The following is a 24,528-nucleotide window of genomic DNA, read 5'->3' on the forward strand; positions in this document are numbered from 1 at the left end:
GGAAGAAAAATGGCCACTATTAAGGATGTTGCCAAGCTGGCGGGTGTTTCCGTCGCGACGGTATCTCGTGTTATCAATAATTCCCCTAAGGCCAGCGAAGCATCACGTATGGCGGTATGTAGCGCCATGGAGCAGTTGCAGTATCACCCCAATGCCAATGCCCGTGCACTGGCCCAGAAATCCACAGAAACTGTCGGCATGATTGTTTCTGATGTGTCCGACCCCTTCTTTGGTTCGATGGTTAAAGCGGTAGAACAAGTGGCTTACGCCACCGGTAATTTTCTGCTCATTGGTAACGGTTACCATGATGAAGAGAAAGAACGCCAAGCCATCGAGCAGTTGATCCGCCACCGCTGTGCTGCGCTAGTGGTACATGCCAAAAAATTATCCGATGAAGAATTGACGTCCTTAATGGAGCAGATCCCCGGCATGGTGCTGATCAATCGTACCCTCCCTGGCTTTGAGAGCCGCTGTGTCGCATTAGATGACCGCTACGGCGCGTGGTTGGCAACCCGACATTTGATTCAGCAAGGGCATAAACGGATAGCCATAATTTGCTCCAATCACCAGATTTCCGATGCCATTGATCGCCTGCAAGGTTATTTGGATGCATTAAAAGAGTTTGATATCGCTGTGGATGACCGCTTAATTTCTTACGGTACGCCGGATGAGATAGGGGGGGAGCAAGCCATGACCGACCTGCTCGGTCGTGGTAAGCACTTCACCGCAGTCACCTGTTATAACGACTCAATGGCCGCTGGCGCGCTATCGGTACTGAGCGATAACAGTATTGAAGTGCCACAAGAGATCTCACTGATCGGTTTTGACGATGTTTTGATCTCGCGCTATTTACGCCCTCGATTGACGACCATTCGCTACCCGGTAGTGGCGATGGCGACACAAGCCGCCGAGTTAGCATTGGCGCTGGCCAACCATACTCCGTTGCCCGAGATCACCAATATGTTTAGCCCGACACTGGTGCGACGCCATTCTGTTGCCAGCCCGCAAGCAGCAACAGATGACTAAGTCGCGCTGATCTAGAGGCTCGAATCGCGCTGTTACATCATTTCTAAGGCAATCAGTTCTTCGATGGTTTGCCGGCGGCGGATCAAACGTGGCTGCCCTTGTTCAAATAGCACTTCGGGCAAGAGCGGTCGGCTGTTGTAGTTAGAGGACATCGACGCGCCATAAGCGCCAGTATCGTGGAACACCAGATAGTCACCGATTCGGGCTGCCGGTAACGCACGAGTTTCTAGCCCGCCTCCCGCTTCCTGAGTGAAAATATCACCTGACTCACAAAGCGGGCCACCGACCACTGTCTCAATCAACGCTTCTGATGCTAATGAACGCCCGTCTGCTGGCAACAATGAAATATGATGGTAGCTACCGTACATCGCTGGGCGCATCAAGTCGTTAAAACCCGCATCCACCAAGACGTAGTGCCGGCTGCCCATCTCTTTCACTGCCCGTACTTGCGCAATGAGCACGCCGGATTCTGCCACCAAAAACCGGCCCGGTTCAATTTCAAGGCTGACGGGATGGCCCAGATGCGCGGCGATACGCTCGCGGGCGTTGTTCCATAAGCCGTAATAATGCTCGGTATCAATCTCGTCACCACCGAACTCATAAGGGATCGACAAACCGCCCCCTGCCGAAATGGCGCTGATATCCTGCCCCAAGCTAATGACCTGCTCGACCATGGCGTCACAGACTTGCTCTAGATGTTGATAGTCAACACCAGAGCCAATATGCATATGAATACCCACTAAGGTTAAGCCGTATTGCGTCACTTTCTCGATAGCTTGTGGTAGGTCTTGATACCAGATGCCATGTTTACTGTTTTCGCCGCCGGTATTGGTTTTCTGGCTGTGACCATGACCAAAACCAGGATTGATACGCAACCAAACTGGGTGACCAGGTGCCTGTTGGCCCAATTGATCCAGCATGTCGATTGATCCTGCATTCACCGGGATGTTTAATTCCGTCACTCGCATTAATGTGGCCTGATCCAACAGATCGGCGGTAAACACGATTTCAGCGGGTTCCAGCCCCGGTTGGAACCCAGCCACTAACGCACGTTCAATCTCACCGAGCGAGACAGAGTCCACCTTGACACCCTGCTCACGCATCAAACGCAGAATATGAATATTCGAACAGGCTTTCTGGGCAAAACGAATTACATCAAAATTCCGTAATTGATTGATACGTTGAGCAATAATATCGCCATCATAGGCCCACACTGGGCAACCAAAACGCTCAGGTAAAGCGATCAGATTTTGGGCAGTAAGCGCCGAAGAAGAGTCGTTAAGTGCGCGTGGCATAGGGTTTTCCTAATAATTTGGTCAATCAATAAGTTGGGCGAAAAGAGCGATTTCGCTGATACCGTATTATTAACAATCACGTTCTTGTTAGGAAAATATCTATTTAGCCTGAGTCTATTCATTTATGATATGGATTAGCTTATTCAGTCGCCTAATCAGGAGCTATGCGATGCCTGCCATCTCTCTACGACAAATCGAAATTTTTCATGGTGTGATGACCACCGGTAACCTGACTGAAGCAGCGGCACTCCTCCAGACATCACAACCGACGGTTAGCCGTGAGTTGGCCCGCTTTGAGCAGTTGGTGCAATTAAAACTCTTTGACCGTGTGCGAGGCCGCCTTTACCCCACCGTGCAAGGCTTGCGGTTATTTGAAGAAGTGCAGCGCTCTTATTACGGCCTTGATCGCATCCGTCAAGCCGCAGAGGGGATTCGCCAATTCCAGCAAGCCCAACTGTCGATTGCCTGCTTGCCCGTATTTTCTCAATCACTCCTTCCTGCGGTGTGCAAACCCTTCATTGAAAGCTATCCGGAAGTGAGTCTGAGTGTGATCCCGCAGGAATCACCGTTATTGGAAGAGTGGCTTTCCGCTCAGCGCCATGACTTAGGGCTGACCGAGAATACCCAAACCCCCGCAGGGACATTACGCCATGCACTGATGACCGTGAACGAAGTCTGCGTCTTGCCCAGCGACCATCCATTGCGGGAAAAATCAGTGCTGACACCACAAGATTTCCAAGGCGAAAATTTTATCAGCCTCTCGGTGACGGACAGTTATCGTCAATTGTTGGATAATCTGTTTGCTGAGCAAGGGATTAACCGCAGGTTGGTACTTGAGACTCATAGTGCCGCATCTGTTTGCGCCATGGTACGAGAAGGGGTAGGAGTCTCAATCGTTAACCCATTGACGGCATTGGATTATATCAATAAAAGTACTGATAACGGCGTCTGTGTACGCCCATTTAGCGTCGAAATACCTTTTACCATCAGTTTGATACAACCGATACATCGACCCTCATCGACTTTGGTAGAGATATTTATCGAGCATCTGAAACAACAAGCAATCACCTTCCAACAACGATTGGCCGCGGTGATTGCTCATCAATAGTCAATTTACACTGACTTAACTAAGCTGCCGTCACCTTACCCGCTCGCGCGCGGGAAAAAGTAAACAGGCACAGCAATAATCCGACAGCCGCGAGTGCAGCCGCCGCCAGCGGAACGGCCGTCAGACCTAGGCCGCTGGCAATGACCACGCCCCCCACCCACGCGCCTAAAGCATTACCGACATTAAACGCAGCGATATTGAGCGTCGAGACTAAATTAGGCGCTTTTTTGCCATAAGTGACCACATTGATTTGCAAAGCGGGTACCGCCGAAAATGCCGCCGCCGACCAGAGGAACAACGTCACTTCTGCGGCGATGAGAGAATAACTCGTCCAACTGAATAGTGCTGAGAACACCGCTATCAGCAGGAAGGTCATGGTTAAACTGACGGATAAACGCCAATCTGCTAAGCGCCCCCCGACAATGTTCCCCAGCGTTAGTCCCAACCCCATCAACAATAATGTCCAACTCACGCCATGCTCGGAAACCTGCGTCACTTCGGTCAAGATAGGCGCAATATAGGTAAAGAGCGCAAACATGGCGGCAGCAAAAATAACCGTCATCAACAGTGAGAGCCAAATGCCACCGCCACGCAACGCCGCTATCTCCTTACGTAACTCAGTCGGAGCCTCTTCCTGAGTGGCGGGTAATTTACGATAAAGCGCGACCAGTGAGATTAAGCCGATGAACGAAACCACCCAGAAGGTTGAGCGCCAACCAAAGGCTTGCCCCAATGCCGTTCCCAACGGCACACCCAGCACATTGGCAAGGGTCAAACCGGTAAACATCAGTGCCACCGCAGAAGCCCGTCGATTGGGTGCCACCAGATTGGACGCCACCACAGCACCAATCCCAAAGAATGCCCCGTGGCACAAGGCGGTAATCACCCTCGCCAACATCAGGAAATCGTAACTGTATGCCAGTGCACACATCAGGTTACCGATAATAAAAATCACCATTAAGAGCAATAGTGTCTTTTTACGCGGCAACTTAGCCGTCAGAACCGCCATAATTGGCGCGCCAATCGCGACCCCTAGTGCATAACCACTGATTAACCAACCGGCGGTTGGAATCGAGATGTGTAAATCACCTGCCACCTGAGGCAATAGCCCCATAATGACAAACTCGGTCGTCCCAATCGCAAAAGCACTCAGTGCTAATGCCAATAGCGCAACAGGCATAATACAAGCTCCCAGTCAGACAATATCTTCCCACCATAGATAGCGGGCAGATCAAATTATTGCCGTCATTATTCATTGACCGGCATGAGGTAGTGAATCGTAGAAGTCGTGAGAAAAGCTGTTCAATTGCTGAATATCGCAGCAGTAATCCGATAAAAATGCATTATTATTTTTTTGGCTCGCTAAATAGCAATAGCATGAGTTGAGGAATAATAACCAGTAATGAACAGGGTGATAAATAGCATGATCATTAAACGTTAGCTATTCCTCTCGGTAACTCAATGAAATAATGATTTTTTCTGACTGATTATTGATGATAAAAATATGTTTTAGAATGTAACTGCACTTCACACTCAAGTTGGCAAAGGATGAGTGGCAAACCATTCCACTAAGAAATCCAACATTGTTCTTAATGTTGCTGGCATTTGCCGACGTGAAGTATAGATGCCGTAAATGCCCATTGCCTGAGGCTGATAATCAGGCAATAACTTTATGAGTTCTCCACGAGCAATATAAGGTGCAACAGAGTAGCTGGGTTGCAACGTGATACCTGCTCCCTCTAACGCACCGCTCAGTAGCACGACGGACTCATTGGCACTTAGATTCCCACCGACGGCAACCGAGGATTTAGCGCCCTGCTGGTCAAAATGCCACAAACTCTTGCCGAAATAGGAATAGGTCAGGCAGTTGTGTACCGCCAGATCATGAGGATCTCTTGGGATTCCCTTGGCGGCTAGATAAGCAGGTGAAGCGCAAACAACGGAATGACAAATCGCGAGTGGCCGAGCGATTAAATTTGGATCGAGCTCATTGGTAATGCGTAGCGCCAAATCAATACGTTCTTCGACTAAATTGACGGTGCGATTATTCATCTGCAAATCAACCGCGACCTGCGGATAGCGACGTAAATAATCGGTAACGGCAACAACCAACGCACTTTGTCCAAGCGATTGAGAGCAACTAATACGTAGTAAACCCCGTAAATCATCGTTTTCCAGCCCAACAGTGGCATTCATATCCTGCGCGAATTCCAACATCCGTCGGCAACGTTCCAGTGTTGCTTCCCCTGCATGAGTCAAACTCAACTTTCGCGTTGTTCGATGCAGCAAACGTACTCCCGCCCATTGCTCCATCTGTGCCAGATAACGGGTCACCATCGCCCGTGACATCTCCAATGCCTCGGCTGCGGCAATCATACTGCCCCGCTCTACAATCGCGACAAAGACTTCAGCGGCGGTGATTCTATCCATTATTAGCTCGATTTACGCAACAAACAATTGCTCATTATCGGGTTTTTCTCTCGATATATGCAATCTATTATCTCTCCCACACCCAGACACTCTCAGGACAAATCACATGTTTAAGAAATCGTTACTACAAATCAGCTTCGCCAGCATGGCTATTTTCGCAGCAGCATCAACCGTTCATGCGGCTACGCCATTGAAAATGGAAGTCTACAATCCCGGTGAAAAAAGTGTTTTCCCCGTGTCATCAGAGATAATCAGCGGTAAAACAGAAGTTGCCTTAATTGATGCTCAGTTTCAGCGTAACGACGCCGAAGCATTGGTGAAGAAAATCCAGCAAAGTGGTAAGAAACTAACCACCATTTATATCAGCCAAGCTGACCCTGACTTTTATTTTGGTTTAGACGTGATCACTAAAGCTTTCCCACAAGCCAAGGTGCTTGCAACACCACAAACCATCGAAGAAATTGAGGCGACTAAAGCAGGTAAATTGGCTTATTGGGGGCCGATTTTGAAAGAAAATGCACCGGCTAAAGTGATTGTCCCACAACCGCTGCAAGGTAAGAGTTTCACTATCGATGGAGAACGTATTGAGGTAGAAGGTTTGGACGGTCCGTCACCTGAAAAAACCTTTGTTTGGATCCCTTCATTAAAAGCGGTTGTTGGCGGGGTCATGGTCTCTGGCAATATCCATTTATGGGTTGCAGACACTCAAACACCTGAGTCACGCCAACATTGGCTGACAACATTGGAAAAAATCAAAGCCTTAAAACCGGTCACGGTCGTTCCGGGTCATTATCTGGATAACGCACCGCAAACATTGGCCTCAGTGACCTTCACTCAAAACTATTTGACCACGTTAAATGCTGAGCTCCCTAAAGCGAAAGATTCCGTTGAACTGATTGCGGCAATGAAAAAGCATTATCCTGAACTGAAAGATGAATCTAGCCTGGAATTGAGTGCCAAAGTTTTGAAAAATGAGATGAAATGGCCACAGTAGTCGCCACTAGAATGAATTAGCACTAAGGTACTGAATTAACGCTAAGGTACTGAATTATCATATCAGTCGATATTATTGAGGACGCCATAATGGCCAACACAAAATTACATTACATCTTCGACCCACTATGCGGTTGGTGTTATGGCGCAGCGCCACTGGTACAGGCTGCGCAAGATATTCCTAACCTAGCGCTAGTACTCCACGCGGGAGGTATGATGTCTGGGCTAAACCGCCGCCAGATTGATAACCAATGGCGCGATTATGTGATGCCTCATGACCAACGGATTGCCGCGTTAACCGGTCAGACATTTGGTGATGCCTATTATAATGATTTACTGAATGATACATCAGCCGTCATGGACTCCACGCCGCCTATTACTGCGATTCTGGCTGCAGAGTCGTTAGGTGGACGCGGAGCCGATATGCTTCATCGTATTCAGCAAGGGCATTATGTGGAAGGCCGCCGTATCTCTGACACATCAGTGCTCGCTGAACTTGCAACTGATATTGGCCTGAACAGCGATGAATTTATTCACTCGTTCAATGCCACTCAGGAGATATCTATCCAGCACATTAACAAAAGCCGCATTTTCCTCGAGAAGATGCGAGGCCATGGCTTCCCGACATTTGTTTTGCAAGATAATCAAGGCAAGCTGACCGTTTTACCTGCCAGCGAGTATTACGGTGATCCATCCGCTTGGACCAAGATGCTGAAAAACAGCATTGCACACTAAAATTGGCCGCGACCTGCTCATCAATTTGTGAGTAGGTCGTTTCATGGCAGGCAAAATCGAGCGACTGATTGATTCAGTTGAAACGTTTGTTTTTGTAATGCTTCTGACGCGCGCGATGATTGCTCTACGAGTTCTGCGTTTAACCTCGTGACCTCATTAATCATCCCCACCTGCGTGGTGATGTTTTCGATACCCTCACTTTGATCGTGTGAAGCCGCCGATATTTCTGCCATCAGATCCGTGACTTTTTTAACTGCGTCGATAATTTCTCGTAAATTATCCCCAGAACGCGCAACGAGGCTAGTACCAGTAGAAATATAGCGAGAAGAGTTATGAATGAGTTGCTTAATATTCAGTGCAGAATGACCACTCTTATTCGCTAGCATGCCAACTTCTCGCGCGACAACAGAAAAGCCTCTCCCATGCTCACCGGCATGCGCCGCTTCAATGGCCGCATTTAATGCCAGAATATTGGTTTGAAAAGCCACGGATTCAATTAACGAGATTATTTCCGTTATTTCCTTTGAACCGGTGGAAATATCAGCCATGGAATTCACCACATTCGACATCATCTCTCCCCCCTGACTGGCGATAGCTTTCGTCTTATTTGCGAGGTCATTTGCTTGGTCTGCACTCATCGAGTTTTGTTTTACGCGGGCATTGAGTTGCTGCATGCTTTGCGTCGTAGCCGCAAGCGAATGTGTCTGCGATTGTGTTTGTTCTGAAATACGGTGGCTATCAGCGGCAATTTGATTAATTCCAGCAAGGATAACTTCTGCGCCGCCACGAACCTGACTAACAAGCGCAACAAGTCCTTGCTGCATTTGGCATATGCTAGCGGCTATCTGGCTAACTTCTCGACTGGTCAATGTGCTTTGCTTAATAGGGTGTGATAAGTCGCCGGCAGCAATAATATTGATATGCGAAATAAGGTTATTTAGAGGGCGGATAATCCAGCGGGTAACACCGAGCCAAACAGAAAAAGCAAGAATAAGTAATATGGCCAGAGCCATGATAATAGCCTGTTTGGCCGATAACAACGAAGATAAAAGCTGAGAATCCATTACCGTCCGTTTATTCTCGCTTTCCTGTAAATAGTGATAATACTTCTCGGTGAAATCACTCTGGAATCCCTGAATAGGCACTTCAAAAAAAACGTCGATGTTATTGTTCTTTGATAAACCTTGCCCAATCTCGTTTAACCCTTGATACAACTGCTGATAACTCTCTTTCAACGCAATAAACTCAGGGCGTTCATCATGGGTTGAAAGTCGTAATAAATGTCGATAATTTTCTTCCGATTGCTGGAGGGATTGTAGTGCTTCACTCAAAAGGCTATGCCAACTCCCTTCTGATCCGGTTTCTTTATCAACCATATAGTAGATTCCTGCCCGATTGAGCTTATCACTGGCAATCAATAGCTCCATTCGCGCGCGATCCATTAATGTTTCTTGTTGGTGGTTATAATGAGTACGTTCCACATTAACGTTCGTGGTATCCAAAATATGAGATAAAAAACCGATAGAAAATAATTGTAATAAAGAAAAAAGAGTAATCACTAATATCAGGCCAGATAAAATGCCAAATCTACCGCTAGTCCTCAGCCCCAAATGCTTAACATTTGAAACCAATCCAATAACAAAAGACTTGATGCTATAGAACATTATTTCCACACTTGACAATGGTTGATTAGCAAGATATTACCCATGAAATATGACAAAAAAATTTCAATTAATCTCGCCACTATCATTTAGATAATCAATTACGCCAAATTTCAGTATATTAATAAAAACATAAAATCATGTTTCAACACGAGTCAATAAACGCAAGCTATTGACTGGGTGCCCTTGAGATTGCTCAATAAAAATAGTGTCCTTATTTAGCCGATAGATTGTAGGATGACTTATCGTGAATGGCGTGTTAAGAAAATCGCTCAAACTATGATCATTATCATCCACCATTGACACAGACAATATTCTCCCCGCCAAAACATTATTATCAATATCCATAACATCAAAAACAATATTACGCCTCGCTTTTACATAATGATTTTTATCATAAACTTCGACGGACGAATTAACCTCTCTATTCATAATACTGATTCGTGAATTGACATGATAACCACCTTCCATATTGTCAAGGTGACTATTCATTTCCCAATACCCTTCAATACTTCTCATAGGATGTAGGTAAGAGAAAATTCGCCCAGAGAGATACCCTAGGCTGGCCGCGAAGATAAACCAGAAAACCACTGGTATTATTATTTCTTTTCGCATATCAACTCTCCCTCATTATATTCACAAGCGATATACTCACCATCACTTCTCTTTTTTAAAAAAATGTAAGGTTTCTTATTGAATTTCAACAAGAAATCATTATCAATTTTCGTATCTAAGCCGACTAATATAGGCAAACTACTTATATCATTAATTTTTATTTGATGATGTATTGCAGTTAAACTGAATGAAGTAATAAAACAAACAACTAAAAATAGCACTACACTTGTTTTATAAAAATTATTAATACCTTTTGGCATTAAAATGATGAATTCAGATACAACATTTCTAGTTAATTCACCTTCACTCAATATCAAATTTTGTGACGAATCGGGTAAAGTGAAAATAGGCTGGGTACTAATACAGTACCCTTTTTTGGGGATTGTCATGACTAACTCATGACCTTTATCATCAAGTGCATGCCGTAAATTACTAATGGTCTTGTCAGTGTGTTGTCAGTCACATAACTATCACCCCATATTTCCCTCTCAAGGTCTTCTCGGGAAAGCGTTGAAGGGTAATGATGGCACAATAAACTCAATACCTCAGACTCTTTATTTCTCATTTTAACGACCACACCTCCTTTATTAAGGATTCTCTTGTCTGGTGTAAACTTAATGTTCCCAATGGTTATTTCACCCATTCATTTACCTTAATGTGATCACTGATGAAGGTAACAGAGATAACATTAATTCACCGTCATTCACAAACATTAGATAAGCTAAAAATAGAAGTTTTTAACGAAAAATGACAGTGCCAATGAGAGGAAAAAGAGATAAGGAGGAATGCTATTGTAATATTCACATTATTAATAAAAAAATACTTCACTAACTTTTAGAATCCACATCACAAAACACAAACATCTCAACATGTATTATAGAGTATCAAAAAAGTAAAATCACAAGTACATTCAGACAACCAGAAACAAATAAGTCATACCGGCCAACGAAATACAGGGGCCAAATGCGATATACTTAACCTTCTTTTGTAATATATTATATAGAACGATATAAACCAAAAGACCAAATAAGGCTGAAAGTAAAACCAATAAAGGAATGGCCGTTATGCCAAACCATGCGCCTAACGTGGCCATTAACTTAAAATCTCCTCGTCCCATCCCCTCAACACCCTTAAAGCACTTAAATAGCCAATAAGGGAACCACAGAAAAAGATAACCCGCTATTGCGCCTATCACAGCAGAAGATAAAACAGAGAAACCCTCATTAATATTGAATATCAAACCACACCATAATAATGGCAAGGTAATAGAGTCAGGTAAAATATAATACTCAATGTCAATAAACGATAAAACAATAAGTGCCCAAATTAAAAATAGGCTAGCGATAATGATGTGTGTATCTTCAATGTGATAGACAATTGCCAACGTTAAAACTGTTGACATTAACTCTACTATTAAATACCGATTATTTATTTTTTGTTGACAACATTGGCTCTGCCCTCGCAAGTACAACCAACTCAATATAGGGATATTATACTTAGCGGGTAAAGGACAATAACAAGCTGGACAGAATGATCTAGGGGAAAGGAGAGTGACTTTGCCTTTAAAAACTCCACCTTCCCCATACCTTGTTGTGTCTTTTGATAAGCTATCTGCCATCATGATTGGCAATCGATAGATGATAACATTCAAAAAACCGCCTATGCATGCCCCAACAAAAATGGAAAATAGCAAACACCCTGATTTATATAAATCCATTATAATTTTACAAATTCCTTTTAGATAAAACATTCTTATTTATTGTGATAATCAGAAAGAACCCATCATCACAAATGAAAATGTTAATTATTAAAATATGGTAGGGTGCTGTTTTATCCTTTTGAAAACAATAGCACCCGCACCGCTCATTTATCATTTACATGGCATAGATAATGGCGCTTACACATATATTCCATTAATAACCAAGAAACCTATCACTCATTTTATTTGAATCCATCATTTTCAACATACCCGAATCTAACCTAAGCCCATATCTGTTAATCGTTTTAATGATACCGTCAGGTATACCCGCACTTTTCAAATGCACTCTAAACTTATGTATGAGCTGATGATAGTTATTGTCCGATATGCTCTTATGGTTCTCATACCATACGACTTTTATGATATCTTGCTTTCGATTAACATCATTAAACAAGCACATAACCAATCTCTTTTGTTTTTCATTAATATCCACAGTTAATCTTTTCGTATGGAAGTGAATTTTGTTCATACAGCAATCTAGTGATATCTCTTTCTCATAATCAATCACCCCTTTCCCATTGATATCGATGAATTTACTACCAGAAACAACAGAGACTGTATCAACATACATAGATAAACCCTCAAACATATTCACTCAGTTAATAACGACCAATCACGCATCAAGCATGACAACGTAAGAAGTGATTATCATTACGTTAACTTAATAAAAAAAACAAATTAAATTATATATTTTGATTATATTTAATATCAAAATACCATCTATGAGAATTTGATATATATGCACAAATACTCATTTAAAAAACCAATATAACGATAAATTGTGAACTAGCCATTAATTTGTTGAATGAGTTATTTTAAATAATTATCCCACATCAATAAAAGTTCCCATGGTTAGTCAAATTTAAAATTCAGTTCATTCGCTCATTAAGGAATGATGTAATCACCGAAGTTAAAATACAATAATGATAGAGAATTTCAAGGAAAATATATTTTAATAATGCTAATAAAACTCTATGTTAAAAAATAACGACTATTATGTTTTTACAATCACTCATAAATAACATTAACGTTCATATGAATTATATAGTCCTATGAAAATTAAATCTGACTCAATGTGGCACAAATTTTTTCACTAAATCCACTACTGTTAGTTTAATTTTTATTCAAAAAAGCACGAATGTAAACTCTAGCCAAGTATAAACAAGCCATAAATAAGATGTAGCGATATATAAATTAATATTAACCTAGGACGAAATGATAAATGTTCCCATTGACTAAGTATTTGGATGAGTAGAAAGCCACTGAAAATGTCACAGAATGGTAAATCTTACACCTTTTAATTGAGATCTTTATGGTGCGCTGTCATCCATTGGGCTAACGAATCAAGCGTTGGCTGTAAAGTTTTACCCAGTGGCGTGATCTCATATTCAACCCGAGGCGGGACTTGTGCATAGACTTTTCGATTCACTAAGCCACGTTTCTCAAAAGCGCGTAATTGGCGGGTGAGTTCTTTTTGCGTAATCGGCGCAATTGCACGCTGTAGATCGCCAAAACGGATAGGTGCAGCAGTCACTATTAAGCGATAGAGAATAGGAATCGCCCACTTTCCGGCAATCAGTTCGACAAATTGCACCATCGGGCATTTATCTTCCGTGCTTTCATACTCGGATGCTGATTTATTTTTTGCCGCTAATAGCAGAGAGGTCGTCATTAGGTTCCTGTTACACGCTTAGTATCCAATTGGTACCTACTATACATTAGATACTTTTGCATTAAAAATGGCCTGACATCACCAAAAATGAAAAGGCGCAGAATGAATCGATTACGTCATAAATATGCATTAATTACAGGCGGCACCAGCGGCATTGGGTTAGAAACGGCTCGACAATTTCTAGCTGAAGGCGCGACAGTCGCCATTACCGGTAGAAATACGACTGCGTTGCAAGCCGCCTATTTGGAACTTGGAGAGCGTGTTCTGCTGATCAAGAGTGATGCCAGTAATATCTCGGATCAACATCAGTTAGCCGCACACCTAACAGAAGTCTGGCCTCAGTTGGATATCGTCTATATCAACGCTGGTGATGTTACTCACCATCCAATAGAAAAGTGGGATGAAACTAGTTTTGAACGAGTCCTTTCTACTAATCTGAAAGGCCCTTTTTTCTTGCTGCAATCATTATTACCCCTGCTGGCAAATCCTTCATCCATCATTCTTTGCGGTTCTGCCAGTGCCCATATTGGCTTACCTCAAAGTAGTGTTTATGCCGCCAGCAAAGCTGGGCTACTGTCTCTCGCTCGAACATTATCGGGTGAATGGGCAGAAAGAGGGATTCGAGTTAATGGTCTAAGCCCCGGCCCGACACAAACACCTGCGCTGCAAAAGCTGGGGTTATCGGGTGACGAACAAGACAAACTGACCGAGCAAATACGTCAACTCGTGCCAATCAAGCGCATGGGAACACCCACTGAACTTGCTCATGCGGCAGTTTTTCTTGCCTCAGATGAGTCTCGATTTGTCGTCGGAACAGAATTACGAGTCGATGGCGGTGTGACTAGCCTTTAAATCACAACACTGATGATGAAGATGGCGATATCGCTCATCTTACCCATCGGCTAACAGCCAGAACGGGTTGGCAACAGGAGCACCAACCCGTATCCGGTCACATCAACAAGTTTGCAAAAAACGATCAAGCTGTCTGCGCAACTGCTCGTTTTCCTTTTTTAGTTGCTCAACTCGCTCGAGCAACGTTAAGGTCATCGCGACGCCAGACCAGTCTAGATCCAACTCATGCTGTAGTCGTTGAGCACGTTTTAGATTGCTTAATGCTTTAGCATCAAATATCCAGACGCTGTCGGTAGACTCCAACGGGACAATAACGCCTAACTCGACAACCTCGACCAATTCATCCTGCATAATACCCGTTGACTGGCATAACTCAGTCACAGTGAAGGTGATTTCTATTTCAGCCATAATCGTTACTCCCACCCAGTCCGAGGATTAAACGCCGCTTGCTCTGACAGTTGTTGCCACAGCGCCCGTGCTTTCTCATCGGGTTTTGGTGGCATCACCACCTTGAGGATTGCATACAAATCGCCGGTTGATTTTTTGCTCGCCAAACCTTTACCTTTGATACGCAATCGCTGACCACTTTGACTCCCCGCAGGGATTGTTAAGGTGATTTTACCTGTCAAGGTTGGCATCTCAACGCTAGCCCCTAATGCCGCTTCCCACGGCGCTAATGGCACGACAATTTGTAAATCCTGGCCATCCACATCAAATACTGGATGAGGTGCGAGACGAATAATCAGGTATAAATCGCCATTGGCTCCACCAGCAAAGCCAGGTGCGCCCTGCCCTTTAAGGCGGATACGCTCACCATCACTCACACCGGCAGGAATCTTCACTTTCAGGGTTTTAGTGGTGTCAGCGCCAGGAAAACCCGAAGCATCGACGGTCGGTATTTTGTAGGAAATTGAGCGTGTCTGCTCTGCTAACGTTTCTTCTAAAAAGAGGGGTAATTCCATCTCAAGATCTTGCCCCCGTACCCCATGAGAGGTGCGATGAGAAGAGTGATGAGCTGAAGCCCCACGGTTGGCAAAAAATGACTCGAAGAAATCAGAGAAGTCACCGCCACCCGCACTGCTGTGCCACTGTTGTCCACCTGAATGATAACCTGCTTGTTGCTGAGCAAACCGAGGATCGTCGCGATGCAGTCGTAGCTCGTCATATTCTGCGCGCCGTTCGGCGTCTTTCAATACTTCATATGCCTCAGCGACTTCTTTAAACTGACTTTCGGCATCAGGTTCATCGCTGACGTCAGGATGGTATTTACGCGCCAGCTTACGATAAGCCGTTTTAATCTCTTTCAAGGAGGCCGTAGGCTCTAGGCCCATCACGGCATAATAATCTTTAAATTCCATGCGGTAATATCCTTAAATTCAATGTGCTATAAGTTATCCCCATTCGACTTATATAAAACCTGCTTGAGCATTTTTCAACCTCTGGCAACCTAAAATGAAACAAATCTAAACTATAGCGCCAATGGCCTATCCTTGGGCTTTATATTGCAATTCAGGCCATTGCCATCATCAATTTCATTAATCATATAACTGACCTGATGGCTTATTTGCGGTGGATATCGCCCTTTTATGATTGATTTGCTTTACCGAAGAACGAGCCACTAATCGCCCCTGCAATAAAATATTGCTAAAGGGGGCATCAGGACGTAACAAGCGCCGCTGTAATAACTGAATGGCCTCCGCCCCCAACTCATCTCGCGGCACATGTACTGCGGTTAACGGAACATCATGAATCTCGGCCAGATTAAAACCGTCCATGCTCATCACCGACATGCTATCTGGCACACTTATCTTTAATTTATTCAGCGCATTCACTGCCCCAACCGCCATATAGTCCCCCCCGGCTAAAATGGCCGTCGGCCACAGACTTTTATCTTCGCGGGTAGTCATAAAGTCCATGATTGCCTGCTCTGCTTCCTCCGCGCCAAAACCATGTGTCGTGATCAGATGTTGGTTATCATCAAAATTCATGTTGTGGCTGGCAAATGCTTCTTTAATACCGACTAATCGCAGTTCCATCGTATTGCGGCGCAAACATTGCAAGGTCAAAATTTTCCGATGCCCCTGCTGTATCAGATAGTTGGCAGAAAACTCACCGATCATCTGATGGTCAGGAGAGACGCCATCTAATGACATTTCTTTATCGCGACAATTCACCAGTACCGTCGGCTTATGTACGCCAGCCGCCAATGCGTGGATATGAGGATCATCAATACCAATGATGATGGCAGCTTCAGTTTGTGGATGAGTCATTTTCTCTAAAAACAGTGAAATATCACTCTGTGTTTCTGATAATCCACAATAACGAATCATGACTTCATATTGGGTCACCGCCTCGGTAATCCCTTGAATGACTTTGTAGTAAAAAATATCGGTACGTACATCAAATGCTCGATGAGGGGCGAACACCATAATATTATTCAGCATTAACCGCCCGCTGGATAAATTCTGCAAAATTCCCTGAGTTTGCGCATAAGCCATGACTCGCTGTTTTGCTTTGGCACTGGTATTTGCTTTCCCCGCTAAAACTCTAGAAACCGTGCTAATTGAAAGGCCCGTCTGATTGGCTATTTCTTGTATTTTTAGCTTTCCATTCATTTTGTGATCTCTCTCAAATTAGCAAATGAAAAAATTTTCATGGCTGCTCGATACCTTATTCAGTGCCCCACTTAATAGGAATGCCGAAATAATATTCAGCTTATGAAAATTCTTTCAAAAAAACGCATATTAAAGCCAATTTAAGCTAGTTACTTTGTTTTGGTAAACCAATTTTAAAAACTTATCAGTCCGGTTTTTTTGATGAAAAATAAAAATACGATAAAAATCAAATGAGTATATTTTATTGGCCGATTTAGTGTGAACAAAATCACATTAAAACTCAGCGAAATCTTAATAACCGAAAAATGGATCATACCAAAATAATTTGTTAGCTCGGTGATTGACGACCAGCTAACACCAGGAGGCTTGGATGAGTGTTGAGATTAATCAATCCGCTAACGTTAGCGGGCGGCGGAAAATAAAGTCATTGCGATGGTGGATGCTGGCACTATTTCTACTTGGGGTCACCGTTAACTATATTACGCGTAACTCACTGGGTATTCTCGCTCCCGAGTTAAAAACCAGTTTGAATATGACCACTGAGCAATATTCTTGGATAGTGGCATCTTTCCAATTGGCTTATACCGTTTTCCAGCCGCTTTGTGGTTGGTTAATTGACGTCATCGGTTTAAAAATGGGATTCCTGATCTGCGCCAGTGTTTGGGCGGTGGTTTGTATGATGCATGCAGGGGCAGGAACTTGGTTCCAATTGGCTGTGTTGCGTTTCTTTATGGGCAGTGCCGAAGCTGCCGCAACCCCCGCCAACGCCAAAGCAATTTCTGATTGGTTCCCGAAAAAAGAGCGCCCGATCGCTGCTGGTTGGGCAGGTGTCGGTTTCTCTATCGGTGCGATGTTAGCCCCGCCCATTATTGTATTGGCCCATGTGGCGTTTGGTTGGCAAGGCGCATTCTTGTTCTCCGGTGCCTTAGCCATGATTTGGGTACTGCTATGGTGGCGTTTTTACCATTCACCGGATACCCATCCCAATCTAAGTAAAGAAGAATTTGAACTGATTCATCAGGACAATGAACCTGTGCTGCCACGGCTGCCATTCTTTAAATCATTGGCCATCTTGAGTAAAAATAAGAAATTTTACGGGATCGCGATCCCTGCCTTTTTGGCTGAACCGGCTTGGGCGGTGTTTAGCTTCTGGGTCCCCCTTTATCTTGCAACCGAGCGTGGTATGGATCTGAAACAGATCGCCATGTTCGCTTGGCTCCCCTTCTTGGCCGCAGACATCGGAAGTGTCGCCAGTGGCTACTTAACGAAACTCTATCAAAAGTGGTTCGGTTGCAGCCGCGTAAACTCAGTCGTTGCCAGCTCGGTAACGGGCGCATTTATGATGATCTCACTGGCCTTCGTTGCCATCACTAAAGACCCCTATCTGGCCATTGCACTGATCTCCATTGGTGGCTTTGGGCATCAGGTTATTTCCTGCATGTTGAGCGCATTAGTGGTTGAATCTTTTGATAAAAACCAAGTCGCCACCGTTAATGGCCTGCGAGGTTCTTCTGCTTGGATTGCAAGTTTCCTGTTTACCCTACTCATTGGCGCAGTGTCCGACACCATCGGCTTTAATCCGTTGTTTATCGCCATGGGCTTCTTCGATTTGATTGGTGCCGTGTTCCTAATTGCGCTGTTTGCTGAACGCCGCAATAAAGCTCAACCCGCAATCTGATCCTATCTCCTAATGATGTCTGCAACAGTGCCTCTGCACTGTTACCAAAAAAAGATGAGCTGTGATGAAAACATTAAAAAACTGGCAGTTACTAAATGAATTCCCGGACCGCTTGGAGCTACGGGTTGATGACCGTCATATATTTTGCCTGTATGTGTTAGAGCAGAATCTTTGCCGCGTACTGATTAAACGCAATGGCGAATTGGCACTAAATCGGACATGGAGTATAGCCCCGCAGGGTGATGTTCCATTATCAGGGCGCGACCGATTGAGCCTCGAGGGTTTCTCTGTCCCCGGCTATCAATTGGAACGCCATGAACACTATTTGCGGGTGACCACTGAATGTCTAAGGGTCACGATTCACCAACCGTTGCATCTGGAATGGGAATATAAAAATCCGCAGAATGAATGGCAGCCACTGGCCGCCGACCGTCCCACCAGCGCTTATTTACTCAGCCCTCAGGGAGAAGCGATTGCTCACTATCAGCGCCGTTATCCCAATGAGCAATATTATGGGCTAGGTGAGAAAGCCGGTGATTTGAACCGCGCCGGTCGCCGCTTTGAGATGCGCAATTTAGATGCGATGGGGTATAACGCCGCCAGTACTGACCCACTCTACAAGCATATCCCCTTTACCATTACCCGCCGCGATGACGTCAGTTTTGGTCTGTTTTATGACAACCTCAGCAGTTGTTGGTTAGATTTAGGTAACGAAATCGACAATTACCATCTGGCTTATCGTCGCTATCAGGCTGAAGCTGGTGATCTTGATTACTACCTGTTCCTTGGCCCGAAAGTGCTCGATGTCACTAAAGCCTTTGTGCGGCTAACCGGTAAAACCCAGTTTGGGCCGAAATGGAGTCTCGGCTACAGCGGTTCCACCATGCACTACACTGATGCCCCTGATGCACAGGTGCAATTGCAGAAATTCATAGCGCTATGCCAGCAACACGATATTCCCTGCGATTCTTTCCAGCTGTCATCCGGCTACACCTCCATCAAAAACAAGCGTTATGTCTTTAACTGGAATTACGACAAAGTCCCGCAACCCAAAGTCATGAGTCAGGCGTTCCTGCAAGCGGGTATCAAGTTGGCCGCCAATATCAAGCCTTGTCTATTGCAAGATCACCCTAAATATCAGCAAGTGGCCGAGCGTGGGTTGTTTATCCGTGATGGTGAAACGGGGTTACCTGAACGTTCTTCATTCTGGGATGACGAAGGCTCTCACCTTGACTTTACCAACCCTGCAACCGTGGATTGGTGGAAGGAGAATGTCACCAAGCAGCTATTGGAAATGGGGATTGGCTCCACTTGGAATGACAATAACGAATACGAAGTGTGGGATGGCGAAGCTCAATGTCATGGGTTTGGCGAATCAATCGCTATCAAACATATCAGGCCGGTAATGCCTTTACTGATGATGCGTGCTTCCATGGAAGCTCAACAAGCATTCGCGCCGGATATACGCCCCTATTTGATATCACGTTCAGGCTGCGCCGGTATGCAGCGCTATGCCCAAACGTGGAGCGGTGACAACCGTACCAGTTGGCAGACACTGCGTTATAACATCCGTATGGGGCTAGGAATGAGTCTGTCCGGTTTGTATAACTTGGGTCATGACGTCGGGGGCTTTTCTGGCGATAAACCAGAAGCAGAATTATTTATTCGCTGGGTACAAAACGGCGTGATGCATCCACGTTTTACCATCCACTCATGGAATGACGACAACACGGTAAACGAGCCTTGGATGTACCCTTCAGCAACACCGATGATTCGCGATGCCATGGTGCTACGTTATCGATTATTACCGTATTTCTATACGTTGCAATGGCAAGCGACTCATGATGATGAACCGATGTTACGCCCAACATTCCTCGATCATGAGCACGATAGCGGCACGTTTAAGGAAAATGACGACTTTATGTTAGGTCGTGATTTGCTCGTTGCCAGTGTCGTAGAAGCTAATCAACGCCAGCGTTCGGTCTATCTGCCGGACAACAATGTGGGTTGGTATTGCTTCCATGCAGGGCAATGGTATAGCGGTGGGCAGACAGTCACACTAGATGCACCACTGGAGCGGTTACCATTATTAGTTCGAGCCGGTGCGGCGCTGCCATTATCACAGCGTATCGCCTTTGTGAACGCTCAACTGGACAATCAACGCGAGTTAGCACTCTATCCAACCAAAGGTGCGGGGCAATCCTGCGGCATGCTATTTGAAGATGACGGTGAGAGCCACCGCTGGCAACAAGGCCATGCATTATGGCTGAACTGGCAAGTGACCACGGATAATCACCGTATTGATATTACTTTTAGCCGCACGGGGAGTTATCAACCCACATGGCAAGAATTGACGGTTAATCTCCCCGCCGGTGAACAACGTAAATTGTTTATCAATGGGGTGGAAAACCATACTTTGACGTTAAACCAACTGAAATAATGCGGTGAAATAACAACAGTCCGCGGGTTCTGTCACAGAGCCCGCGTTTACATCTCCCTCAGTTTGTCTGACTAACGCAGCAATTTTAATGCACCAGTCAATGAGCGCACCCACTTCTCTGGACCCACCAATCCCAAACCATCCAAAGACTCATCGGCCAGCGAACGCTGAGCAAACGCGACTTCATAATCCTGAAAGCTGTGCATCGAACGAGCAAAAGTAGGAAACGGTACGATCGCCCGCTCGTGGGTCGCTGCCAGTGCTTTGAGCAGGACATCTCTCATCTGTGCTGCGTTCGCTTGCAATATTGGCACCGGCAATTTAGAACTCACATCAATCTCATTCCCCACGGCATCAGACAACGCCGTGCCCGCCAACTGGGGGAATTTAGCCGCTAACCCCATCCCTACCGCACTGGTGGTATTAGCGATTAAGCCAACAGGAAGGTCAGGATTAACGATAATTGCGACCCGTATTTTTTCTGCCACATCAGTCCCCTTTTGCGAATGAATCTGTGCCAAAGATCATATCTTTCCGGTGCGGGTAAGTGCTTTCTTTTATTGGCTTCATTCCGCTAATATTGGTAGACCATACCCATACTTAATAATATTCAGGTAGAAAATGTCATCTTCATCTATTACATCGGCAGATATAAAAATATTAAAGCAATTGCAACGTGCTGGCCGCATGACCAATCAAGAGTTAGCCGATAAAGTGGGCATGGCGACATCTCCTTGCTGGCGACGTATGAAGCAACTTGAAGAAAGCGGGGTGATTACCGGTTATCAGGCGAATATCGATCGGCGTAAAATTGGTTTGGGGATTTTGGCTTTTATCCGAGTGAAAATTGACAGCCACAGTGAAGAAGAAGCCAAACTCTTTGAAACCCAAGTTGGGGCGTTAAAACCCGTGATAGCCTGCTATGCCGTTGCCGGAGATGCCGATTTTTTACTGCAAGTCGTCGCACAAGATCTCGACAGTTTTTCCACCTTTGCCATGTCGGTGATCCGCCGGTTACCGGGTATTAAAGAGATGCAAACAACCTTTGTACTACGTGAAGTGAAACCCTTTGATCACTTGCCTCTGCCGTAAATATTGGCCAAGACTTTGATTATTGCTTATGCCGCCAGCACTCTATTTCGTCCCGAGGCTTTAGCACGGTAGAGAGCCTCATCCATACGTTTGAACAAACTGTCGGTGTCTTCGCCTATCTGATGTTGCGCGACACCGAGACTGACCGTGAGTTGCGGCAGGTTTGGCTGGCATATCATCTGAATTGTTTCTCTTATAGACTCAGCCACTTGTAATGCCCCTCCAAATTGGTTAACGGCAGAAGAATCGCAAATTCCTCACCTCCCCAACGGAATACACTATCGCTTTCGCGAATAATGGACTCGAGGGTTCTGACCAGCAAAATCAATACCTCATCCCCTTTGTGATGTCCAAGTTGATCATTAATGGACTTGAAATGGTCGACATCCAATAAAATCAAACTGAAATGGTGCCCGTAACGCTGGCTTTGGGCGTGAGCTTGCTCAACCAAGGGGAAAAACTGGCGACGATTACCGAGATCCGTCAAAGGATCCCGCAAAGCGGCATGTTCCAATGCTTGTTCTAGACGTTTTTGTTCGGTGATGTCATGAATGATGCATAGCATCAACCGTATGCCATCTAACTCGACTGGACCAGCATAAGTCTGGACGTGGCGAATATTACCATCAGCTAATTTATGAATGAAGTTGAGTGGCTTATGCCCACCAGGAAGTTTTGCGACTTCATTCATGACAGGTAAAACATCCCTTCCCATGGTGTTAATTTCCCAAGTGTGCTTCATGCACATTTCATCTCGTGAATAACCATAAAAACGGATTGCAGCCTGATTAGCATCCACGATTTGCCCTTCTTTCGAGGGGTCAATCAGTAGCATGGGGGCGGTATTGGTATTGAAAAATTGCTCATAAAAACCCATCTCATCGCGGCGATAAGATGTCGAGCAGGGTTGCCCTACATGAGGCTGAGTGAGGACTTTATCTGAAATATAAAGCCCTTCAAACACAATAACATCACCGTAAGGCTCTAGCTGAGTGAGGGACAGCCGACAGCTCAAAGGGAAAGCATTTCCCTCGCGCTCAATTGTCCAGATCTCGACAATCTGATCATCACCCACTAAAGCGGGCAGATAAGCATCCAACTGTTGCTGTGCATGGGCAGAAAATCGCCCATTACGCATCAGTGGTAATTGGCAGTCACCTGCTATTTTTCGGGCTTCCTTGTTAGCAAAAAGCAGTTCTTGATTTTTGGGGGTCACAACCCAAATCGGCGTACTCAAGATATTTAATGCATCTAAGTGAGCAGTCAACATAGGAATACCGATAGATAATTGGCATATGTACAGAATACAGTTAATTGCATCGAATTCACTACATTTTGATTTATAGCCAAATGAGTAGCCTGCGAAATTAACAGTCCTTCATCGAGCTTATAGAGGTTCCTTTCTCACAAAATCATCTGCGCCGCTCGGCATTTATAAATCTCAGCTAATTTCTTTTTGGTTTTCTTCTTTCATCATTCTCAGCTATCTAGATGAAATTGCGTGTATCGAGCCATACCGGAATAGGCAAAGTACTAAAAACACCTACCCCAAACGGGCAAACCACCACTTTCTTACCTAAACTTTGGATCAGCAATTAAAACCTAACTTTAGGCTTTTCAATAGAACTTACTGCTGAAAACTCATCTCATATTACCTTTAAACGACTGATTGACAATGTTTTTTCATCTCACGCAAGGGGTTAGATCATGTCATTTGTTACCACTACAGATAACGTTAGTATCTTCTATAAAGATTGGGGCCCGAAAGACGCGCAGCCGGTGTTCTTCCACCATGGTTGGCCGCTAAGCGCCGATGATTGGGATGCGCAAATGCTGTTTTTCCTATTAGAAGGTTTTCGCGTCATCGCCTCTGACCGCCGTGGTCATGGTCGCTCAAGCCAAGTCAGCGATGGACACGACATGGACCATTACGCTGCGGACGTCTCTGCTGTCGTCGAACATCTGGATCTCAAGAATGTGGTGCATATCGGACACTCTACCGGCGGGGGACAAGTTGCTCGGTATGTTGCGAAATATGGCCAGCCTCAGGGCCGTGTGGCGAAAGCGGTATTGATCAGTTCAGTACCTCCTTTGATGCTAAAAACGGCAAGTAACCCTAACGGTACGCCCATTGAGGTTTTTAACCAGTTTCGTCGAGGCATAGCCGTGAATCGGGCGCAATTCTATCTCGATATCCCCTCAGGTCCGTTCTACGGTTTTAACCGCTCAGGAGCAGAGACCTCGCAAGGGACGATTCAGAACTGGTGGCGTCAGAGCATGACGGGTAGTGCAAAAGCGCAGTATGACGGGATCAAGGCCTTATCTGAAACAGATCAAACAGAGGATTTAAAAGCATTCACCGTGCCAACGCTGATTCTACAAGGTGATGACGATCAGGTGGTTCCCTATAAGAACGCGGCCCTTTTGCAGGACAAGCTGATTAAAGAGAGTACCCTCAAGATTTATCCTGGCTATCCACACGGGATGCATACCACACACGCGGATGTGATAAACAAAGACATTTTGGCGTTTATTCGCCGCTAAATGCACTCATCGA

The 24,528-nt window shown here is 45.0% G+C and carries 23 protein-coding genes and 1 pseudogene; 9 read left to right on the top strand and 15 right to left on the bottom strand.

Annotated features, from left to right (window positions below):
- Window positions 1-9 precede the first annotated feature (9 nt).
- Window positions 10-1,026, top strand: coding sequence for an HTH-type transcriptional regulator GalR (gene galR, locus BN68_RS12960; protein ID WP_019211582.1), 1,017 nt, complete (start codon window positions 10-12; stop codon window positions 1,024-1,026).
- Window positions 1,027-1,058: 32 nt separating this feature from the next.
- Here galR and lysA read toward each other — a convergent pair whose 3' ends face one another.
- Window positions 1,059-2,321: a diaminopimelate decarboxylase gene (gene lysA / locus BN68_RS12965; protein WP_019211583.1), complete on the bottom strand. Its 1,263-nt coding sequence runs from the start codon at window positions 2,319-2,321 to the stop codon at window positions 1,059-1,061.
- Between the two features lie 169 nt (window positions 2,322-2,490).
- Here lysA and BN68_RS12970 point away from each other — a divergent pair, with 169 nt between their 5' ends.
- Window positions 2,491-3,429, top strand: a complete 939-nt coding sequence (locus BN68_RS12970; protein WP_019211584.1) for a LysR family transcriptional regulator — start codon at window positions 2,491-2,493, stop codon at window positions 3,427-3,429.
- Between the two features lie 19 nt (window positions 3,430-3,448).
- Here the strand turns inward: BN68_RS12970 and BN68_RS12975 are convergent, their stop codons facing one another.
- A complete protein-coding gene (locus BN68_RS12975) occupies window positions 3,449-4,609 on the bottom strand; it encodes an MFS transporter (protein ID WP_019211585.1) in 1,161 nt (386 codons plus the stop codon).
- Window positions 4,610-4,962: 353 nt separating this feature from the next.
- Entirely contained in the window at window positions 4,963-5,859 is an 897-nt protein-coding gene (locus tag BN68_RS12980) for a LysR family transcriptional regulator (RefSeq protein WP_019211586.1), read from the bottom strand.
- Window positions 5,860-5,965: 106 nt separating this feature from the next.
- Here BN68_RS12980 and BN68_RS12985 point away from each other — a divergent pair, with 106 nt between their 5' ends.
- A complete protein-coding gene (locus tag BN68_RS12985) occupies window positions 5,966-6,853 on the top strand; it encodes an MBL fold metallo-hydrolase (RefSeq protein WP_019211587.1) in 888 nt (295 codons plus the stop codon).
- Between the two features lie 89 nt (window positions 6,854-6,942).
- Window positions 6,943-7,587 carry a DsbA family protein gene (locus tag BN68_RS12990; protein ID WP_019211588.1) on the top strand — a complete coding sequence of 215 codons (645 nt, stop codon included), beginning with the start codon at window positions 6,943-6,945 and terminating at the stop codon, window positions 7,585-7,587.
- Between the two features lie 41 nt (window positions 7,588-7,628).
- Here BN68_RS12990 and BN68_RS12995 read toward each other — a convergent pair whose 3' ends face one another.
- The 7 genes from BN68_RS12995 to BN68_RS13020 form a co-directional block, all read right to left on the bottom strand.
- On the bottom strand, window positions 7,629-9,251 hold the full coding sequence (locus tag BN68_RS12995) for a methyl-accepting chemotaxis protein (protein ID WP_019211589.1): 1,623 nt from the start codon (window positions 9,249-9,251) through the stop codon (window positions 7,629-7,631).
- Between the two features lie 135 nt (window positions 9,252-9,386).
- A complete protein-coding gene (locus BN68_RS13000) occupies window positions 9,387-9,863 on the bottom strand; it encodes a hypothetical protein (RefSeq protein WP_019211590.1) in 477 nt (158 codons plus the stop codon).
- Window positions 9,848-10,252: a hypothetical protein gene (locus BN68_RS24495; protein WP_331271566.1), complete on the bottom strand. Its 405-nt coding sequence runs from the start codon at window positions 10,250-10,252 to the stop codon at window positions 9,848-9,850. Before BN68_RS24495 ends, BN68_RS13000 begins: the two co-directional genes overlap by 16 nt.
- Before the next feature lie 2 nt (window positions 10,253-10,254).
- Window positions 10,255-10,506: a winged helix-turn-helix domain-containing protein gene (locus BN68_RS24500; protein ID WP_315851244.1), complete on the bottom strand. Its 252-nt coding sequence runs from the start codon at window positions 10,504-10,506 to the stop codon at window positions 10,255-10,257.
- A gap of 267 nt (window positions 10,507-10,773) precedes the next feature.
- A complete protein-coding gene (locus tag BN68_RS13010) occupies window positions 10,774-11,583 on the bottom strand; it encodes a prepilin peptidase (RefSeq protein ID WP_081578835.1) in 810 nt (269 codons plus the stop codon).
- Window positions 11,584-11,776: 193 nt separating this feature from the next.
- Window positions 11,777-12,193 (bottom strand): winged helix-turn-helix domain-containing protein, encoded by a 417-nt coding sequence (locus BN68_RS13015; RefSeq protein ID WP_042806778.1) that lies wholly within the window; start codon window positions 12,191-12,193, stop codon window positions 11,777-11,779.
- 726 nt (window positions 12,194-12,919) lie between these two features.
- Window positions 12,920-13,294 carry a winged helix-turn-helix transcriptional regulator gene (locus BN68_RS13020; protein WP_019211593.1) on the bottom strand — a complete coding sequence of 125 codons (375 nt, stop codon included), beginning with the start codon at window positions 13,292-13,294 and terminating at the stop codon, window positions 12,920-12,922.
- A 102-nt stretch (window positions 13,295-13,396) separates the two neighbouring features.
- Here BN68_RS13020 and BN68_RS13025 point away from each other — a divergent pair, with 102 nt between their 5' ends.
- On the top strand, window positions 13,397-14,146 hold the full coding sequence (locus BN68_RS13025) for an SDR family oxidoreductase (RefSeq protein ID WP_019211594.1): 750 nt from the start codon (window positions 13,397-13,399) through the stop codon (window positions 14,144-14,146).
- A 102-nt stretch (window positions 14,147-14,248) separates the two neighbouring features.
- On the opposite strand, the gene cbpM is transcribed toward BN68_RS13025, so the two are convergent.
- The 3 genes from cbpM to BN68_RS13040 all read right to left on the bottom strand — a co-directional run bounded on the left by cbpM (window position 14,249) and on the right by BN68_RS13040 (window position 16,761).
- Window positions 14,249-14,554, bottom strand: coding sequence for a chaperone modulator CbpM (gene cbpM / locus BN68_RS13030; protein WP_019211595.1), 306 nt, complete (start codon window positions 14,552-14,554; stop codon window positions 14,249-14,251).
- 5 nt (window positions 14,555-14,559) lie between these two features.
- Window positions 14,560-15,504, bottom strand: coding sequence for a curved DNA-binding protein (gene cbpA, locus BN68_RS13035; protein ID WP_019211596.1), 945 nt, complete (start codon window positions 15,502-15,504; stop codon window positions 14,560-14,562).
- Between the two features lie 177 nt (window positions 15,505-15,681).
- Entirely contained in the window at window positions 15,682-16,761 is a 1,080-nt protein-coding gene (locus tag BN68_RS13040; RefSeq protein ID WP_019211597.1) for a LacI family DNA-binding transcriptional regulator, read from the bottom strand.
- Window positions 16,762-17,131: 370 nt separating this feature from the next.
- On the opposite strand from BN68_RS13040, the gene BN68_RS13045 reads away from it, so the two are divergent.
- Complete coding sequence (locus BN68_RS13045) at window positions 17,132-18,439, top strand: MFS transporter (protein ID WP_019211598.1); 1,308 nt, start codon at window positions 17,132-17,134, stop codon at window positions 18,437-18,439.
- Window positions 18,440-18,503: 64 nt separating this feature from the next.
- Window positions 18,504-20,879, top strand: a complete 2,376-nt coding sequence (locus BN68_RS13050) for a glycoside hydrolase family 31 protein (RefSeq protein ID WP_019211599.1) — start codon at window positions 18,504-18,506, stop codon at window positions 20,877-20,879.
- Window positions 20,880-20,950: 71 nt separating this feature from the next.
- Here the strand turns inward: BN68_RS13050 and BN68_RS13055 are convergent, their stop codons facing one another.
- Complete coding sequence (locus BN68_RS13055) at window positions 20,951-21,367, bottom strand: DUF2000 domain-containing protein (protein WP_019211600.1); 417 nt, start codon at window positions 21,365-21,367, stop codon at window positions 20,951-20,953.
- A gap of 133 nt (window positions 21,368-21,500) precedes the next feature.
- On the opposite strand from BN68_RS13055, the gene BN68_RS13060 reads away from it, so the two are divergent.
- Window positions 21,501-21,971 carry an Lrp/AsnC family transcriptional regulator gene (locus BN68_RS13060; protein ID WP_019211601.1) on the top strand — a complete coding sequence of 157 codons (471 nt, stop codon included), beginning with the start codon at window positions 21,501-21,503 and terminating at the stop codon, window positions 21,969-21,971.
- 26 nt (window positions 21,972-21,997) lie between these two features.
- On the opposite strand, the pseudogene BN68_RS13065 reads toward BN68_RS13060, so the two are convergent.
- A pseudogene (locus tag BN68_RS13065) lies at window positions 21,998-23,241 on the bottom strand (sensor domain-containing diguanylate cyclase).
- A 437-nt stretch (window positions 23,242-23,678) separates the two neighbouring features.
- Here BN68_RS13065 and BN68_RS13070 point away from each other — a divergent pair.
- Window positions 23,679-24,515, top strand: a complete 837-nt coding sequence (locus BN68_RS13070) for an alpha/beta fold hydrolase (protein WP_019211602.1) — start codon at window positions 23,679-23,681, stop codon at window positions 24,513-24,515.
- Window positions 24,516-24,528: the final 13 nt, after the last annotated feature.

Origin of the sequence: Yersinia massiliensis CCUG 53443, assembly GCF_000312485.1 — a bacterium.
In the GTDB taxonomy this organism is placed as follows: Bacteria; Pseudomonadota; Gammaproteobacteria; order Enterobacterales; family Enterobacteriaceae; genus Yersinia; species Yersinia massiliensis.

What these genes read in the sequence shown, in the direction of transcription:
- galR (WP_019211582.1), top strand. Translation starts at nt 10, where the DNA reads ATGGCCACTATTAAGGATGTTGCCAAGCTGGCGGGTGTTTCCGTCGCG.
- lysA (WP_019211583.1), bottom strand. Translation starts at nt 2,321, where the DNA reads ATGCCACGCGCACTTAACGACTCTTCTTCGGCGCTTACTGCCCAAAAT.
- BN68_RS12970 (WP_019211584.1), top strand. Translation starts at nt 2,491, where the DNA reads ATGCCTGCCATCTCTCTACGACAAATCGAAATTTTTCATGGTGTGATG.
- BN68_RS12975 (WP_019211585.1), bottom strand. Translation starts at nt 4,609, where the DNA reads ATGCCTGTTGCGCTATTGGCATTAGCACTGAGTGCTTTTGCGATTGGG.
- BN68_RS12980 (WP_019211586.1), bottom strand. Translation starts at nt 5,859, where the DNA reads ATGGATAGAATCACCGCCGCTGAAGTCTTTGTCGCGATTGTAGAGCGG.
- BN68_RS12985 (WP_019211587.1), top strand. Translation starts at nt 5,966, where the DNA reads ATGTTTAAGAAATCGTTACTACAAATCAGCTTCGCCAGCATGGCTATT.
- BN68_RS12990 (WP_019211588.1), top strand. Translation starts at nt 6,943, where the DNA reads ATGGCCAACACAAAATTACATTACATCTTCGACCCACTATGCGGTTGG.
- BN68_RS12995 (WP_019211589.1), bottom strand. Translation starts at nt 9,251, where the DNA reads ATGTTCTATAGCATCAAGTCTTTTGTTATTGGATTGGTTTCAAATGTT.
- BN68_RS13000 (WP_019211590.1), bottom strand. Translation starts at nt 9,863, where the DNA reads ATGCGAAAAGAAATAATAATACCAGTGGTTTTCTGGTTTATCTTCGCG.
- BN68_RS24495 (WP_331271566.1), bottom strand. Translation starts at nt 10,252, where the DNA reads ATGACAATCCCCAAAAAAGGGTACTGTATTAGTACCCAGCCTATTTTC.
- BN68_RS24500 (WP_315851244.1), bottom strand. Translation starts at nt 10,506, where the DNA reads ATGGGTGAAATAACCATTGGGAACATTAAGTTTACACCAGACAAGAGA.
- BN68_RS13015 (WP_042806778.1), bottom strand. Translation starts at nt 12,193, where the DNA reads ATGTATGTTGATACAGTCTCTGTTGTTTCTGGTAGTAAATTCATCGAT.
- BN68_RS13020 (WP_019211593.1), bottom strand. Translation starts at nt 13,294, where the DNA reads ATGACGACCTCTCTGCTATTAGCGGCAAAAAATAAATCAGCATCCGAG.
- BN68_RS13025 (WP_019211594.1), top strand. Translation starts at nt 13,397, where the DNA reads ATGAATCGATTACGTCATAAATATGCATTAATTACAGGCGGCACCAGC.
- cbpM (WP_019211595.1), bottom strand. Translation starts at nt 14,554, where the DNA reads ATGGCTGAAATAGAAATCACCTTCACTGTGACTGAGTTATGCCAGTCA.
- cbpA (WP_019211596.1), bottom strand. Translation starts at nt 15,504, where the DNA reads ATGGAATTTAAAGATTATTATGCCGTGATGGGCCTAGAGCCTACGGCC.
- BN68_RS13040 (WP_019211597.1), bottom strand. Translation starts at nt 16,761, where the DNA reads ATGAATGGAAAGCTAAAAATACAAGAAATAGCCAATCAGACGGGCCTT.
- BN68_RS13045 (WP_019211598.1), top strand. Translation starts at nt 17,132, where the DNA reads ATGAGTGTTGAGATTAATCAATCCGCTAACGTTAGCGGGCGGCGGAAA.
- BN68_RS13050 (WP_019211599.1), top strand. Translation starts at nt 18,504, where the DNA reads ATGAAAACATTAAAAAACTGGCAGTTACTAAATGAATTCCCGGACCGC.
- BN68_RS13060 (WP_019211601.1), top strand. Translation starts at nt 21,501, where the DNA reads ATGTCATCTTCATCTATTACATCGGCAGATATAAAAATATTAAAGCAA.
- BN68_RS13070 (WP_019211602.1), top strand. Translation starts at nt 23,679, where the DNA reads ATGTCATTTGTTACCACTACAGATAACGTTAGTATCTTCTATAAAGAT.